Origin of the sequence: Psychrobacter alimentarius, from assembly GCF_001606025.1 — a bacterium.
Classification (GTDB): domain Bacteria; phylum Pseudomonadota; class Gammaproteobacteria; order Pseudomonadales; family Moraxellaceae; genus Psychrobacter; species Psychrobacter alimentarius.
In genome coordinates this window covers 1,188,337-1,203,879 of record NZ_CP014945.1, presented here as the reverse complement: position 1 = coordinate 1,203,879, position 15,543 = coordinate 1,188,337, and the positions used below count along the sequence as shown (strand labels likewise).

Sequence of the window (15,543 nt, the reverse complement as noted above, 5' to 3'; positions counted from 1 at the left end):
CATTCAACGCAAAATAGACAAATACTGAGCATTGACCCGTCACCATTGTGCCACTACAGTGTACGTTTTATCATGAGTAACAAAATTCTAGTTTCTGATACTGGTTTTCATTGATGATCTTTAGCACTCCTTGCTTTTGATAATATTCATGCTTTACACAATTTTAAAATATTTTGCTTTCTAATTAATGGCTTACATGACTTATGAAATTTGCCTTATCGATGCTGTCTACTGCTGTGATAACGACTATGCTGATGGGTTTGGCTACTCCAGCCATCGCGCAAGCTCAAGACACTGATCTTGCGCAACAAGATGACGTCATGCCAATCACTGTGACCCAAATTATTGACGCTGATGATCCAAGCAATGTCCAAAATGAAAAAGCCACCGTTACGAATAATAAGCCGTATCCAGTAGAACCACCGACTGGCTTGACCACCCTTATCGATCCTATTACTCATAAAAGCGTTGATAACAGCTACCCATTAGAAGTGTCTAGCTTATTGAGCCTTGAACAAGCTCAAAATATTCTATTGCAAGTTTCACCAAAAATTGCCGCCAATCAAGCAGCGATTGCCGCTAGTGAGTATCAAACGGACGCGCTTAAAACCATAGACAACCCTTTGGTGTTTGCGCGAGTATCAGCCAGTGCTTATAACTTGGATACAGATCTTGATTTATCCACGCTAAAAAGTGGCCTTATCAATGAGGTGAATGACGGTGTTACCCCTTCTCTTCCTACGCTACCTGACTTGCCAAATTTTGGAGAGTTAATCGGTGAACGTATCCCTGATTCATACGAATTAAAGCGCTCAGGTTCAACAACAGGAGCAGGCCTTGGCGTTGTATGGCCAATTTATACTGCTGGACGTACTGCGGCGTTAACAGGTGCATCTGATGCTCGAACCCAAGAAGCGCGAGCAGACAGTTTGTTAGATAAAAACGAGCTGTATAACACGTTAATTGAGCGTTATTTTAAGGCACAGCTGGCCATTATTGCTGCCTACTTACGTGACGATGCTTATGACACATTGCAGAAGACCGACCATATGGCGCAGCGACTTTTTGAAGAAGGGTTTATCTCACGCGTTGATCGCTTAGAAGCACAGTCAGCACTAGCGGATGCACAAAGTGAATCCGCTAGTGCCAACAATGACGCAAGGCTTGCCATGATGGCTTTACAGCGTCTGTTGCGTACTGACTATCGTATCAAACCCTCAACACCACTATTTGTCTCCAGCCGACCTTTGCCAGACGTTACCTATTTTCAGGATTTGGCGCTTAATAATCACCCAGGTCTACAAAAAGTGGCTGCCAAACGCGCACAGGCTCAGCAATTACATGCGTTATCAGATACAGGTTATAAACCCACTGTTTTACTATATGGTTATGGGCAATTTGAAAAAGATCCCAGCTGGGTCGCTGGGGTTTCTGCAAGCTGGAAACTGTGGGGTGGACTCGATAAAACCGCTTCATTGGCATCCAGCAATGCCAAAATACGTCAAGCAGATTTGTCCGAGATTGAAGTCAGTGACAATCTGTTGTTATTGGTCGAAAAGAACTGGCACGATGTCAACAATGCCCAATCACGTTATCAGGCACTGCAAAGTAATGTTGATTTGGCCGCTGAGGTCTTGCGTCTACGACAATTGGGACTCCAAGAAGGCGTGAATACACCTATCGACGTCGTGCAAGCACAGACGCAGTCACTCAAAGCACGTACGGAACAAGCACAAGCAGCAAACAGTTATGTACAATCATTAGCGGCGCTGATGCAAAGCTGCGGCACACCGCTGGCTTTCAATACTTATCTCAATGCCGCCGACATTCAATTGCCGACTTTGTATACTGAATGATGATTTTATATTAAAAATCGTAGGGTACGTAGATAAGCGCTTATACTGACTATCATACAACCACTCATCACCCTACTATTATTAATCTTATTGTGAATAACTGTCTTATGAAAAAAATAACTTCCAACTTGACCAGTGGACTGCACCCTTTATTAGAAACATGGCGTATTGCGAATAACTCCAATATTTGGGCACATTGTGCGAGTGTCGGGTATTTTGGCTTTTTGTCTATTTTTCCAGTCATGGCAGTATTTGTACTGATTTATGGTCTTGCGTTTTCGCCCGCTGAGATGCAAGAACAAATCTCACTGTTACGTGCCTTTATACCAGATACTGTTTATGACGTTCTTAATATGCGCTTGAGTGAGTTGGTCTCTAACACCACGTCCACACTAACTTTTAGTCTCTTATTATCGAGCTTTCTCGCCCTTTATGCAGGCTCAAAAGGCATAAAATCTTTGATTATTTTGATCAATCTTGCCTTTCATATCACTCAAGAACGCAGTTTTATTCAGGGTACGATTCGAGCGGTTGGTTTAACTTTCGGGGCAGTAGTAGTCTTGATTATAGCCATCTCCTCTATCGCTATCATTCCTTTGGGGGCAGACTATTTTCCCTTCCCTCAAGTAGCTAAGACCATTGCGCTTTGGAGCAGATGGCCGATATTGGCTTGTATTATTTTCTTAAGCTTTTTAGGCTTATATCGCCTAGCCCCAAATCGTGACGCTATCGTGCTAAAACAGTTGATGCCAGGAGCGGCTTTGGCGACTGTGCTTTGGATCGTATTGTCTCTGCTGTTTTCGGTTTATGTGCAAAACTTTAATAACTATAGCGCTGAGTTTGGTGCCCTATCAGCGGCTGTGGTCATTATGCTATGGCTTTATTACTCAGCATTTATCATCGCCTTTGGTGCTATTTTTAACTCTCAAGTCATAGAAAACGGCAAACCTTATGCCATTCGTGTGTATTAATTATAAAACCTTTACTCTCAACCTTGTCGCTTTAGGAACCCTTCTGTCATGACTGAATTACCACACGAATCAGACAACTCACGCAAACCAACTGATTCGACCGAGTCAGTGACCTTTCAAAATGAGCAGGCTTCTATGGATTCGACAGAAGATGTGCATGAAGCTAAAGCCGATCAGCCCACACTCGCCTATAATCGTAGTGACGCCAAACCCAAAAGAGCTGCCTTGATAAAAAAAGGCATTCTCGCTTTAGTGTTTTTGATAGTAGTGGGCGTCATTGCTTACGGTTTGTATAAGAGCAATCAGCACAGCAAGCCTGAAATTGTCACCTTACAAGGTCAGATGCAAATGCAGCAAACCTCCATTGCAGCAAAAGTATCTGGACGTATTGCTCAAATATTAGTGACAGAGGGCGATACTGTGACGGTGGGTCAGCAGCTGATTGAAATGGACTCACCTGAGATTAATGCCAAAATCAACCAAGCACGCGCTGGCAAACAGATGGCACAAAGTCAGTTAGATAAAGCAGAAAACGGTGCGCGTCCACAAGAAATCGCTCAAGCAAAAGCAGCATGGCAGGCCAATAAAGCTGCTTCTGATTTGGCAGAAAATACGTATCAGCGTGTCAATCGCCTGTATGAAGAAGGGCTCATGGCGCGGCAAAAACGCGACGAAGCCTATGCACAATATTTGGCCACTCAAGACCAGACCGAAGCGTCGCGCTTACAATACGACTTGGCGATGGAAGGCACACGCAGTGAAGACAAGTCTGCTGCTAGCGCGCAAGTCGCCCAAGTCGATGCTCAACTAGACGAAGCTTTAGTCGCAAAAGAAGAGGCGAATCTGAAAAGCCCCATTTCTGGTATCGTCGATAATATTATTGTCAATGCAGGTGAAGTTATTGGGCAAGGCGTACCGATCTTAACGCTCGTTAATACCAACAATCAGTGGGTAGTACTCAACGTCACCGAAGCGCATTTGAATCAGTTTGCGATTGGTCAGCAATTTAACGGTACGATTCCAGCACTATCATCAACCAATAAGCCTTATACCAAGCAGTTTACGGTTTATGCCACTTCGACGTTATCTGACTTTGCCACTTGGCGCCCAACCAATAATGATGATGGCTTTGATGTGCGTACGTTTGAAGTGAAAGCACGTCCGAGCACGCCTGACGCCCGTATACGTTCAGGTATGAGCGTTGTTGTACGTATTGATCCTACTACTGTTCGTCAGACCCAAGAGTAAGTCATGAGTTTAACTAAGCTGAGTGGGGCTTTTATACGCAGCGCTGCCTATGAACGGCGGTTTTTAACCAAAAACCTATGGGATCTTAGTATGGTGGTTTGGCTACCGCTAATAACCGTACTTATGATCTGGTGGATATTCTCACAGACTCAGATTACAGACTTGCCCATTGGCGTGATGGATCAAGACAATGGCCCTGTTGCCAATACTGCTGTACGTTATTTGGAAGCCAGTCCTACTTTGACCGTAAGACAGCTTTATTACTCAGATACTGAGGCACAGGCGGCAATCTTACAGCGCGATGTGTATGCCATCGTGGTTATTCCTGAGAACTTTTCTCGCAATATTTTGTCTGGTAAGTCAGCTCCGCTAGTATTGCGAGTCAATGCGCAGTATGGCACGCATTCAGGCATTATTCAGACCAGTGTTCAGGCGGTTGCTGGTACGTTATCAGCAGGGGTTGAGATACAGCGTTTGGTCAAAAAAGGCATGTCACCAGCACAAGCAGCCATTGCCTACTCGCCTATTAAAATACAGCGTGTCAGCTTGTTTAACGCCGCCACCAATTATCAACAGTTTTTGGCATCAACCGTTATCCCTGCTTTATTACATATTTTGGCGATGGTTATTGGTGCAACCACGATTGGTCGTGAGTTACGCGATAAAAACCTTGGTCATTGGTATGGTTTTATCAATAAGCATCAGTCAGGTCATAAAGTCGATGAACCAGCCAGCATTTTGGTCATATTATTTGGGTTGTTGGGCAAATATTTCTGGCCTACAGTGGCGTATAGTGTTTGGGCAATGCTGGCATTATGGCTCGCCACACCTCAAACATCGGTCGCCATTGGCTCAATTGTTACCACCTACATCGGTCTGATACTGCTGATGATGCTGTCTTTTTGGCTGGGCGCTATCTTTACCTTGGGTGCATTCTCATTGCGTATGGGATTGTCTTCTACTGCCTTTATCTCAGCACCTTCATACGCTTTTGCTGGGGTGACTTTTCCTTATATTGCCATTAGTGACAGTGCCAAACATTGGTCAGATGCATTGCCACTCACTCATTATTTAAAGTTGCACATTGCGCAATTACAGATGCAGGCGCCTGTAGCCGTGTCGCTACCGATTGTTTATGGCCTGACCCTTGCAACAGGAATTGCTATGGTTTTAACTGCGCTACTGACCAAACGTGCGCTTGCGCATCCTGAGCGTTGGGGAGCACGCTAATGTCATTAACATCGAAAAACCACTCATCTACCACGGCAGATGATTCCAGCGAATACTCCTCACAACATTTTTTAGGCAGTTTTTTACAGACGCTTAAAGACGTATTTTCTGATAAGGGGGTGCTTCTATTACTCATGATTGCGCCAATTATTTATGGATTCTTTTATCCTTGGCCTTATTCAACAGAGGTGGTTAATCATGTGCCTGTGGGTATCGTTGATAACGACAACAGCAACTTATCGCGAACCATCGTTCGTTATGCAAGCGCAAGCCCGCAACTAGATACACAGCGTTTTCTTAGTGAACAAGAAGCCAAAGCGGCTATGTGGTCAGATGACATTGCTGGCTATATGGTGATTCCCAGTGGACTTGAGCAGCAGGTAATGTCCGGAAAAGAAGCCAGTGTCAGTGTTCTGGGTAATGGTGGTTACTTTTTATTGAATAAAAACGTACAAACTGGATTTTTAAAAGCCGTTAGCACGGTGTCTGCTGGCATTGAAATCAAAAAAAATGTGGCTCAAGGCGCTTATCTCGCAACTGCAGCCGCTAATACCCAAGCGGTACCATTAAAAATTATCCCTTTATACAATCAAACTGAAGGTTATGGCGCTTACGTTGTGCCAGCAGTGTCTATTCTTATTTTGCAACAGACGCTTTTGATGTCAACCGCTATGCTGGTCGGTACATGGTATGAACAGCGACGTCATAGAGCCAGTGTAAGGGGCTGGCTTGGTCGTATTGCAGCTCTAAGTACGTTTGGTTTTATGACTGGCTGCTTTTATTATGGCTGGGCCTTTGAGCTACATCATTATGCGCGCGGACAGAATATGATCGGTAGCCTGCTATTTTTACTACTATTTTGTCCTACAGTGGCGACGCTTGGCTGTGTGCTTGGACTGTGGTTCCGTCAACGTGAGCGCAGTATGCAGCTTTTGATTTTTAGCTCACTACCGATGTTCTTTGTCAGCGGCTACCCTTGGCCTGCCTATCAACTTCCAGAGTTTTTACAAATCATTCGTTGGCTCATACCGACCACGCCTGCCATCAATACTTCTGTCCAGCTGAACCAAATGGGCGCCAGTCTCTCTCAAGTTGCACTGGGATTCTATGCATTGGCAGGACTGTGGGTACTTTATTTTATGTTGCTGATGCTGATACGTTGGTACGACTGCGTACAGCAGCGTAAAGCTCTGCTATAACCTATTCTACCCTTTATAAACAGTGAAGCTGCCTTTTAATTAATGTTTTTATTAATACAGAGATGAAAAAAAAAGCGCCTCCTTGTTCGGTAGACGCTTTTTTATTTGTACTATTTGCAAGACCTTACGATCAATAACGACACATTAAAAGATTCGATTCAAACCATTCAATGCTGCAACGCGATAGGCTTCTGCCATCGTTGGATAGTTAAAGGTAGTATTTACAAAGTACTCAAGCGTGTTATTGCTCTTACACTTCATAACAGCTTGACCGATATGGATAATTTCTGAAGCATGGTTGCCATAGCAATGAATACCAAGAATCTCTAACGTCTCACGGTGGAACAATATCTTGAGTACCCCACTACGCTCCCCGATGATTTGTGCGCGTGCTAAGTGCTTAAAGAAGGCCTGTCCTACTTCATAAGGCACTTTTTCATCCGTCAGCTCTTGTTCTGTTTTACCAATACATGAGACTTCAGGAATCGTATAAATCCCTGTTGGGACACTAGATACTGGTTCAGCATCACTATCACCAACCATAAAGGCTGCCGCACAGCGGCCTTGGTCATAAGCCGCAGAAGCCAGCGATGGCCAACCGATGACATCACCAGCTGCATAGATGTTTTTGACTTCGGTACAATAGGTATCGTCAACTTTTAATTGGCCGCGACTGTTGGCTTTGAGACCAATAGCTTCCAAATTCAGACCCTCTGTATTACCCGAACGTCCGTTTGACCATAGAATGGCATCAGATTTGATTTTTTTACCACTTTTTAAGTGTAAAATGACACAGTCATCGTGCGTTTCTAAATGGTCAATTTCTTCATTACTACGAATAAGCACACCGAACTGTCTAAAATCATGTGCGATAGCATCACTAATTTCGCTATCCAAATAGCTGAGTAATTGATCTTGGTTATTAATCAAATCAACTTTATAGCCAAGACCGGTAAAGATAGAGGCGTACTCACAGCCAATAACACCTGCGCCATAGATAATGATTTTTTTGACGATATAATCCATTTGTAAAATTTTATCAGAGTCAAAAACCCGTGGATGATTAAAATCTAGAATGTCTGGACGATATGGACGGCTACCAACAGTCACGATGGCTTTATTAAAGGTAATGGTCTCAAACATATTGTCATCAATTTCGATGCGCAACGTATGGGTGTCAACAAAACTTGCCCAACCTTGAATCACCTCAATGCGGTTACGCTCATAAAACCGTGTGTGCGTATTTACCTGACGACGTATGACTTGACGAGCATTAGCCAGTACGCTATTTAAAGGTACCTGCTTGTACTCCATCGCCTTAGTAAACATAGGGTCACGGCGAAAGTTAATTAAGTTGAATACCGATTGACGTAAGGCTTTACTTGGAATGGTGCCTACATGAGTAGAGTTGCCACCTACTTGGTCACGCGGGTCTACAACCACCACTTTTTTGCCTGATTTTGTCAGCTTCATGGCAGCCGCTTCACCAGCTGGCCCAGCTCCTAAAATGACCACATCGTATTCATACTCATGATCATCGCCTTTTATGCGATTCAAATCTTTGGCAAAACCAGATTTGATATCAATACGCGTGTCATCGAGTGGGTTCACAAGATGCGGATGGTGCATGATATCATCCGTCACTTGCTCGTGGGTTTGCTCAATCTTTTGTTTTTTATCTTTACCTTTTGTATGTTCAGAATCAGGAGTAAGGTTGCTTTCTTTGTTTGAGACTTCAGTCTGAGTATCTTCGCCAACTTCATTGGTCGCGTCGTTTGCTTTTTTACTTACCATCATGTCCTCTTCATATTTACTTATTTATGTGGTGGTTAGACCATGAGTAAATCAATACTTGGTTGAGTCAAGCTCATCGTACCAAGCTCAAATACTGTATCAAGCTCAAGTGCTAAGGCATGGTCACCATACGTTGTGACACTATATTTTGCAATGTCCAATACCCCGTCGGGCTTTGTTTGGCTTGATCAATCTGTGGGCGGGCACTGATCACATACTCTGTGCCAAGGGTTGGTTTGAAGTCATCAACCCAGTCATAAGGAATCTGAAACACGCTGCCATCTTTATTTGATTTGGCGAGTAAGCATTGCATGGGTAAGGCTGAGGCGCAGGCAACTCGGTTTGGCATAATGGTTAGCGTTTGTGCTTCGCCCAAGACGATGGTTGGGATATAACGCGGCTCAGGAACTGGCTCACGTGAGAATGGTGATGTTTGACAGGCACTTAGCAAGGTCGCCACACTCAGTAAACTGGTCAATAATAAAGGCGTTTTACTCGATTTATAGGATGAGATCATAATATTCTCTGTATGATAATGACATTATAGTGAATGGCGTATACTAATAATTTTTTAGCGCTTATTTTTATAATACCTATGGCATCAGCCAATGCGGCGTTTAAGACCAGTCATCTGCAAAATACGGGTGGCAATCTCTTCCACAGACATCTCAGACACATCTAAGCTTGGGATACCATGAGTAATATAGATGCCTTGTATCGCACGCTGCTCTTGCTGGCATTGTTGATAGCTAGAATAACGACTACCCGCACGGCGTTCTTGGCGGATTTTTACTAAACGGTCAGTATCGATTAGTAGGCCGAATAGCTTGTCTTTGTGATCACGTAAGGCTTTTGGTAATTGATTGTCATACAGGTCGTCCTCAGTCAAAGGATAGTTAGCAGCGCGAATACCAAACTGTAAAGCTAGGTATAGTGACGTTGGTGTTTTGCCTGAACGTGATACCCCAATCAGAATAATGTCAGCGGCATTATAATGACGAGTACGTGCGCCATCGTCATTGTCTAAGGCAAAGTGAACCGCATCAATGCGTTCTTTATAAGTCTCAGAGTCCACATCGTCATGGGCATGACCTGAATGTCCATCTGGCTCTACCCCTGTTTCTTCAGCAACGCGTCCAATTAGCCCTTCATACATGTCCAGATTACAGCTTTCGGCGGCGTTGATTTTTTCACGTATCTCAGGATTTACAATCGTATCAAACACTAATGGTAACAAACCATCTCGTTGATAGGCCATATTGATTTGTTCAACCGCATCATCAGCGCGCTCTAAGCTATCTACGTAAGGCAATACTCGCGTCTCAAAAGGTACCGAGGCAAATTGACTCAAAATAGCACGTCCCAGCGTCTCAGCAGTAATCGCTGTACCATCTGAGATAAAAAATGCCGTTCTAACGGCTTGTGAGCTGTCTAAATTTAGCGCATTTCGATTTTGAATAGTGGGTTTCACTTGTTCAGCAGGATTGCTTGAGTACATAACGTTGGCACCTCGATTGATAACACAATAGTAACCTTCATGTAGCGCTTGATTCTCATCTGTCTTTGACTGCTCTGATATAGCATGTAATTCGGTACTTAATGTTTTGGTACTTGATATTTTGACACCGAGTATTAAGTGCTGAAATTGAACACCTATATAATGATAAGCCTCTACTATTTATGCTCTCCATTATACGCATATTAAAGAACTAATAGAAATCAATGTTACAGGCGTTCACTTAGAAACCAACATCACTTCCAGTCTTTGAAGGCAGATACTACCTCATTTTTTGCTAAAAGTTTTTAGCCCAATTATTAACAAAAGCTCGGAGCGACATCAGAAATTATGTAGTAAACCTGACAATTTGTATTTTTTTAACAAGTTTTTTAATTTACCCCCTCGAAATTCTCAGAATATAGCGGTATAATCCACCATTATAATCTTTACTAAATAACCTTATTTTCTGGAGTTATCATGGCAGCTCAATCTACAGCACTTGTAATCAATCTTGATCAGCTAGGAAAAGACGACATTGAAGTGGTCGGTGGTAAGAATGCCTCACTTGGCGAGATGATTAGCCATCTTTCTGATTTGGGTGTCAGTGTTCCAGGCGGTTTTGCCACAACTTCAAATGCGTTTAATCGTTTTTTGACAGAAACAGGCTTGCTGGACAAAATCAATGGTGAGCTAAAAACATTAGACGTCAATGATGTCAACAAACTTGCTGCTACTGGTAAAAAAATCCGTACGTGGATTATTGAGCAAGAGCTGCCAAAAGATCTTGAGCAAGAAGTTCGCCTAGCATTTGAAACCATGAGTGGCGGCGAAGACATCGCGGTTGCGGTACGCTCTTCTGCCACTGCTGAAGATTTGCCAGATGCGTCATTTGCTGGTCAGCAAGAAACTTTCCTAAACATTCGCGGCATCGATAATATCCTTATTGCTATTAAAGAAGTATTCGCTTCTCTTTATAATGACCGTGCTATCTCTTACCGTGTACACAAAGGTTTTGAGCACGAGGGCGTTGCTTTATCTGCTGCCGTACAGCGTATGGTACGTTCAGAGACTGGCGCAGCTGGCGTTATGTTCACGCTAGATACAGAAAGTGGCTTTGATCAAGTGGTGTTTATCACATCAAGCTATGGTCTTGGCGAAATGGTTGTACAGGGTGCGGTAAACCCAGACGAATTCTACATCTCAAAACGCTTGCTAGAAAATGGTAAGCCTGCGGTTATTCGCCGTAACCTTGGTAGCAAGCACAAGAAAATGATCTACGGTGATGAAGGCAGTACGGCAAAATCAGTCAAAACCGTTGATGTTGAAAAACAAGATCGTATGCAGTTCTCATTGTCTACAGAAGAGCTAACCTCACTTGCCAAGCAAGCCATGACCATCGAAAAGCATTATGGTCAAGCGATGGATATCGAGTGGGCAAAAGACGGTGACACTAACGAGATCTTTATCGTTCAGGCGCGTCCTGAAACTGTTAAGAGTCGTCAAGACAGCAACGTTATGGAACGTTACATCATTGATACGAGTAATGCCAAAATATTGTGTGAAGGTCGTTCAATCGGTCAACGTATTGGTTCAGGTAAAGTCCGTATCGTGACCAACCTAAACGAGATGGACAAAGTAGAAGAAGGCGATGTATTGGTATCAGATATGACTGATCCTGATTGGGAGCCGGTCATGAAGCGTGCTTCTGCCATCATCACCAACCGTGGTGGTCGTACGTGTCACGCTGCTATTATTGCACGCGAGCTTGGTGTACCAGCCATCGTTGGTTGTGGTAATGCCACTGAATTATTAGTCGATGGTCAAGACGTGACTGCTTCTTGTGCCGAAGGTGACACAGGATTCATTTACGAGAGTCAGATTGATTTTGAAGTCCAGACCAACTCTGTCGAGTCTATGCCAGAGCTTGCATTCAAAGTAATGATGAACGTCGGTAACCCAGATCGCGCCTTCTCATTCACCCAAATGCCAAACGAAGGTATTGGTCTTGCGCGTCTTGAATTCATCATCAACCGTATGATTGGTGTGCATCCAAAAGCACTACTAAACATGAACAGCTTGCCACGTGAAATCTCACAAGCAATCCAAGAGCGTATTGCAGGTTATGCCTCACCTGTTGACTTCTATGTTGATAAATTGGTTGAAGGTATTTCAACCCTAGCCGTTGCTTTCATGGATCAACCAGTTATCGTTCGTATGTCAGATTTTAAATCAAACGAATATGCTAACCTGCTTGGTGGTAAGTTATACGAGCCATCAGAAGAGAACCCAATGCTTGGTTTCCGCGGTGCTAGTCGCTATGTGTCTGACAACTTCCGTGATTGCTTTGAGCTTGAGTGTAAAGCGCTAAAGCGTGTACGTGACGAGATGGGCTTGACCAACGTTGAGATTATGATTCCATTCGTTCGTACCACGGGCGAAGCGGCACAAGTCATTGAACTGCTTGAGAAAAACGGTCTAAAACGTGGTGAGAATGGTCTACGCGTCATCATGATGTGTGAACTACCGACCAACGCGCTACTGGCAGAAGAATTCCTAGAATACTTTGATGGTTTCTCAATCGGCTCTAACGATTTGACTCAGCTAACATTAGGTCTCGATCGTGACTCAGGTATCGTCTCACATCTATTTGATGAGCGTGACCCTGCTGTTAAGAAATTGTTAACTATGGCAATCGACGCCTGTCGTAAGCAAAACAAATACGTTGGTATCTGTGGTCAAGGCCCATCAGACCATCCAGATCTAGCATTCTGGCTCATGGAGCAAGGTATTAGCTCTGTGTCATTGAACCCAGACTCAGTACTTGATACTTGGTTCTTCTTAGCGGGTGAAGAAGCAAAATAAGCCATCACGTTAAGTCACAACATTAAGTTACTATGTTAAATTACTACGGTAATTCACACAGTCATTAAAGATATAGCATCTAGGGTCTATTTGATTTTTTCAGATAGACCCTAATATAATGACTTAGATATGACTAACTATGCAGGCAATTATGCAGATTTTCCTTGCTCGAAATAACGTACAAGCTGGCCCATACACGTTGGAGCAGCTCAATATCATGTTGGCATCTGGTGAAGTATTACTGGATGACTTGATATGGCATGAAGGCTTAGATCAATGGCAACGTGTTGGTAACTTAACCAACAATCAAACTGTTTATAGAATCAATAATGTCCCTACTTCAGATGTTAACGATTCTATTGTCAATAACGTCACCATCTTTCCTGAAAACAATGCCAATAATGCTCAAGGTGATAAGTCCGTATCGTTAGACAGATTATATGGCAAGCCTGAACGTTCAAAAGACTCAAGCAAAAATGCAAAGATGGACATGACAGCCAACCGTCATCAAACACCGCATCATAATGTGTCTTTGAATAAGTCTGCCCTTAACAAATCTAGCAAAGACAAAGTCGTCGGTGACCTTGTGCTTGCGCCTATTATGTCGCGTATATTAGCGACGGCCATTAATGGTCTACTGTATATATTGGCCATTATTCCACTTGTCTTGGCTTTGACTAAGATGGATGTGGATTATAGTAAATTCCAAAATATTCAAAACATGGATGTTGCTTATCAATATTCAATGACGTTGATGGAAAGTCTTCCTAGCAGCACATTGATGATGTCACAAGTCATGGTTTTTGGATTATTTGCCTTACAATTGATCTTTATCACGCTACGTGGTCAGTCACTTGGTAAATTGCTGACGGGTATTCGTGTGGTGGATCAAACCACGCATCGTTTGCCATCATTTACCAAACTGGTAGGTATGCGCACGCTGTTTTTGTTTATTATCTATAATCTGTTGTTTTCATTCACCAGCTTCTTAGGTTTTGTCATTGTTGCTATCCACTATTATATGGCAGCGAAAAGCCCTGAAAACATTGGTTGGCACGACAAACTTGCCAAAACATTGGTGGTAAAAGCAGATAGTAGTCAATTGGTAAAAGAACCTAAGATCAAATAGCTAATTTTTGAGTCAGTGGTTTTTGATTCAAGCTCAACTACCGATTTTATTAGTTAGATAAAAAAGCAACGTCTTACCGTTGCTTTTTTGTTGGTAGAAAAAGAGTCATTTTTATAGCTTATTTTTAGTGCTAAGCGATTAACCTTTGTGTTAATGCTGAAGTACTGTTATAATACGGCGCTTTATAAACTAAGCTTATTCCTTACCGTATTGGCTAAGAGTCAGGCTTACTTTATAAATCTCCTTGCTATTAACATAGGGTTAATAGCTACTAATCCGTAAGGAGTCATAATGCGACATTACGAACTGGTGTTACTTGTACACCCAGACCAAAGCGACCAAGTGGTTGGCATGGTTGAGCGTTACATCAAGTTAGTTCAAGACAACAACGGTGTTATCCATCGTTTAGAAGATTGGGGCCGTCGTCAACTGGCTTATCCAATCAACAAGATTCACAAAGCTCATTACGTTCTTTTCAACATTGAAACTGACGGTGAAACTTTGGCTGAACTTGAAGAATTATTCCGTTATAACGACGCGATCATTCGTAGTCTAGTTATGCGCCGTGACGAAGCTGTCACTGAAGAGTCGCAGTTAGCCAAGAATGCCGATGAAAAACGCGCACGCAAAGCAACTACTCGTCGTCCAGACAATCGTGAAAACGATCATGACGACAACGACAACAGTGAAGACTAATTAAAGGAGAATACTCATGGCACGTTTCTATCGCCGTCGCAAATTCTGCCGTTTCACTGCTGAAGGCATCACTCACATCGATTATAAAGATGTTGAATTGCTAAAACAGTACATCAGTGATAATGGTAAAATCGTACCAAGCCGCATTACCGGTACATCTACTAAATATCAGCGTCAGTTGGCTACTGCTATCAAGCAAGCTCGCTATCTTTCGCTACTTCCATACACTGATAACCATCAAGGTTAACCGTTAACTAGGAATGACTCATGCAAATTATTTTGTTACAGCGTATCGTCAACCTTGGTAAACTCGGTGAGACTGTCGATGTAAAACCAGGTTACGGACGTAACTTTCTTATCCCTCAGGGCAAAGCACTACCTGCTACTAAAGCTAACATTGAAAAGTTCGAAGCACGTCGTGCTGAACTTGAAGCTGAAGAAGCAAAAGAAGTAGCGGTTGCTCAAGAACGTGCTGATGCGTTAACTGACGTTAATGTTATCATGCGTGCTAAATCAGGTGATGAAGGCAAGCTATTCGGCTCTATCGGTACTCGCGATATCGCTGAAGCATTGACTAACTCAGGTCTAGAAGTAGACCGTGCTGAAATCAAGCTTCCTGAAGGCACTTTACGTCAAGTTGGCGAATACAATGTTGATATTCAGCTACATCACGACGTTACTGCTAGCATCTTAGTTACTATCCTATCTGAAGATGGTAATGACGAAGAGCAAGAAGAAGCTGCAGACGAGAGCGAAGACTATTCTGAAGAGTAATCTTTCGAATATCTAAGTTCAGTTTACACGAAAACCAGTGGCGTTAAGTCACTGGTTTTTTTATATTTGTATTTTGGCAGAGTGCCACTACGTTAGTGAGATAAATATATTGAGCAACGACAGTTTTGACTGTATGAGGCACCATAGACTCTACGCAAGTTTACCCATACATCGTTCTTTTCTTTTTACTGCATCCTAACAACCACTTGCAATAAATCTGTTAAAAAACTTATACTTAATAATAAGATTATGTATATAAAGTCATCTATAAGGTTACTTAGTAAGT

Annotated in this window: 13 protein-coding genes; 10 read left to right on the top strand and 3 right to left on the bottom strand. The window is 42.9% G+C overall.

The features are described from left to right. Positions 1 to 203: 203 nt before the first annotated feature. The 5 genes from A3K91_RS05060 (at position 204) to A3K91_RS05040 (ending at position 6,504) form a co-directional block, all read left to right on the top strand. Positions 204 to 1,856, top strand: a complete 1,653-nt coding sequence (locus A3K91_RS05060; RefSeq protein ID WP_062844282.1) for a TolC family protein — start codon at positions 204 to 206, stop codon at positions 1,854 to 1,856. Positions 1,857 to 1,963: 107 nt separating this feature from the next. Next, positions 1,964 to 2,827, top strand: coding sequence for a YihY/virulence factor BrkB family protein (locus A3K91_RS05055; protein ID WP_062844281.1), 864 nt, complete (start codon positions 1,964 to 1,966; stop codon positions 2,825 to 2,827). 48 nt (positions 2,828 to 2,875) lie between these two features. Next, positions 2,876 to 4,075 carry an HlyD family secretion protein gene (locus A3K91_RS05050; RefSeq protein ID WP_084387267.1) on the top strand — a complete coding sequence of 400 codons (1,200 nt, stop codon included), beginning with the start codon at positions 2,876 to 2,878 and terminating at the stop codon, positions 4,073 to 4,075. A gap of 3 nt (positions 4,076 to 4,078) precedes the next feature. Further along, positions 4,079 to 5,305 (top strand): ABC transporter permease, encoded by a 1,227-nt coding sequence (locus A3K91_RS05045; RefSeq protein ID WP_062844280.1) that lies wholly within the window; start codon positions 4,079 to 4,081, stop codon positions 5,303 to 5,305. Beyond that, positions 5,305 to 6,504, top strand: coding sequence for an ABC transporter permease (locus tag A3K91_RS05040; RefSeq protein WP_062844279.1), 1,200 nt, complete (start codon positions 5,305 to 5,307; stop codon positions 6,502 to 6,504). Before A3K91_RS05045 ends, A3K91_RS05040 begins: the two co-directional genes overlap by 1 nt. 144 nt (positions 6,505 to 6,648) lie before the next feature. Here A3K91_RS05040 and sthA read toward each other — a convergent pair whose 3' ends face one another. The 3 genes from sthA to ppsR form a co-directional block, all read right to left on the bottom strand. Then, a complete protein-coding gene (gene sthA, locus A3K91_RS05035; RefSeq protein ID WP_062844278.1) occupies positions 6,649 to 8,298 on the bottom strand; it encodes a Si-specific NAD(P)(+) transhydrogenase in 1,650 nt (549 codons plus the stop codon). Positions 8,299 to 8,410: 112 nt separating this feature from the next. Then, a complete protein-coding gene (locus A3K91_RS05030) occupies positions 8,411 to 8,815 on the bottom strand; it encodes a hypothetical protein (protein WP_062844277.1) in 405 nt (134 codons plus the stop codon). Positions 8,816 to 8,899: 84 nt separating this feature from the next. Further along, complete coding sequence (gene ppsR / locus A3K91_RS05025; RefSeq protein WP_062844276.1) at positions 8,900 to 9,796, bottom strand: posphoenolpyruvate synthetase regulatory kinase/phosphorylase PpsR; 897 nt, start codon at positions 9,794 to 9,796, stop codon at positions 8,900 to 8,902. Between the two features lie 477 nt (positions 9,797 to 10,273). Here ppsR and ppsA point away from each other — a divergent pair, with 477 nt between their 5' ends. The 5 genes from ppsA to rplI all read left to right on the top strand — a co-directional run bounded on the left by ppsA (position 10,274) and on the right by rplI (position 15,257). Beyond that, positions 10,274 to 12,658: a phosphoenolpyruvate synthase gene (gene ppsA, locus A3K91_RS05020; protein ID WP_062844275.1), complete on the top strand. Its 2,385-nt coding sequence runs from the start codon at positions 10,274 to 10,276 to the stop codon at positions 12,656 to 12,658. Between the two features lie 139 nt (positions 12,659 to 12,797). Next, positions 12,798 to 13,787 carry an RDD family protein gene (locus tag A3K91_RS05015; RefSeq protein WP_062844274.1) on the top strand — a complete coding sequence of 330 codons (990 nt, stop codon included), beginning with the start codon at positions 12,798 to 12,800 and terminating at the stop codon, positions 13,785 to 13,787. A 291-nt stretch (positions 13,788 to 14,078) separates the two neighbouring features. Continuing rightward, entirely contained in the window at positions 14,079 to 14,483 is a 405-nt protein-coding gene (gene rpsF, locus A3K91_RS05010) for a 30S ribosomal protein S6 (RefSeq protein WP_062844273.1), read from the top strand. A gap of 16 nt (positions 14,484 to 14,499) precedes the next feature. Further along, positions 14,500 to 14,730, top strand: coding sequence for a 30S ribosomal protein S18 (gene rpsR / locus A3K91_RS05005; protein WP_010198808.1), 231 nt, complete (start codon positions 14,500 to 14,502; stop codon positions 14,728 to 14,730). Positions 14,731 to 14,750: 20 nt separating this feature from the next. Then, entirely contained in the window at positions 14,751 to 15,257 is a 507-nt protein-coding gene (rplI, locus tag A3K91_RS05000; protein ID WP_062844272.1) for a 50S ribosomal protein L9, read from the top strand. The last annotated feature ends 286 nt before the right edge of the window (positions 15,258 to 15,543 follow it).

Bases quoted from the DNA above. Each gene is read 5' to 3' on its own strand.
- A3K91_RS05060 (WP_062844282.1), top strand. From the start codon at position 204: ATGAAATTTGCCTTATCGATGCTGTCTACTGCTGTGATAACGACTATG.
- A3K91_RS05055 (WP_062844281.1), top strand. From the start codon at position 1,964: ATGAAAAAAATAACTTCCAACTTGACCAGTGGACTGCACCCTTTATTA.
- A3K91_RS05050 (WP_084387267.1), top strand. From the start codon at position 2,876: ATGACTGAATTACCACACGAATCAGACAACTCACGCAAACCAACTGAT.
- A3K91_RS05045 (WP_062844280.1), top strand. From the start codon at position 4,079: ATGAGTTTAACTAAGCTGAGTGGGGCTTTTATACGCAGCGCTGCCTAT.
- A3K91_RS05040 (WP_062844279.1), top strand. From the start codon at position 5,305: ATGTCATTAACATCGAAAAACCACTCATCTACCACGGCAGATGATTCC.
- sthA (WP_062844278.1), bottom strand. From the start codon at position 8,298: ATGGTAAGTAAAAAAGCAAACGACGCGACCAATGAAGTTGGCGAAGAT.
- A3K91_RS05030 (WP_062844277.1), bottom strand. From the start codon at position 8,815: ATGATCTCATCCTATAAATCGAGTAAAACGCCTTTATTATTGACCAGT.
- ppsR (WP_062844276.1), bottom strand. From the start codon at position 9,796: ATGTACTCAAGCAATCCTGCTGAACAAGTGAAACCCACTATTCAAAAT.
- ppsA (WP_062844275.1), top strand. From the start codon at position 10,274: ATGGCAGCTCAATCTACAGCACTTGTAATCAATCTTGATCAGCTAGGA.
- A3K91_RS05015 (WP_062844274.1), top strand. From the start codon at position 12,798: ATGCAGGCAATTATGCAGATTTTCCTTGCTCGAAATAACGTACAAGCT.
- rpsF (WP_062844273.1), top strand. From the start codon at position 14,079: ATGCGACATTACGAACTGGTGTTACTTGTACACCCAGACCAAAGCGAC.
- rpsR (WP_010198808.1), top strand. From the start codon at position 14,500: ATGGCACGTTTCTATCGCCGTCGCAAATTCTGCCGTTTCACTGCTGAA.
- rplI (WP_062844272.1), top strand. From the start codon at position 14,751: ATGCAAATTATTTTGTTACAGCGTATCGTCAACCTTGGTAAACTCGGT.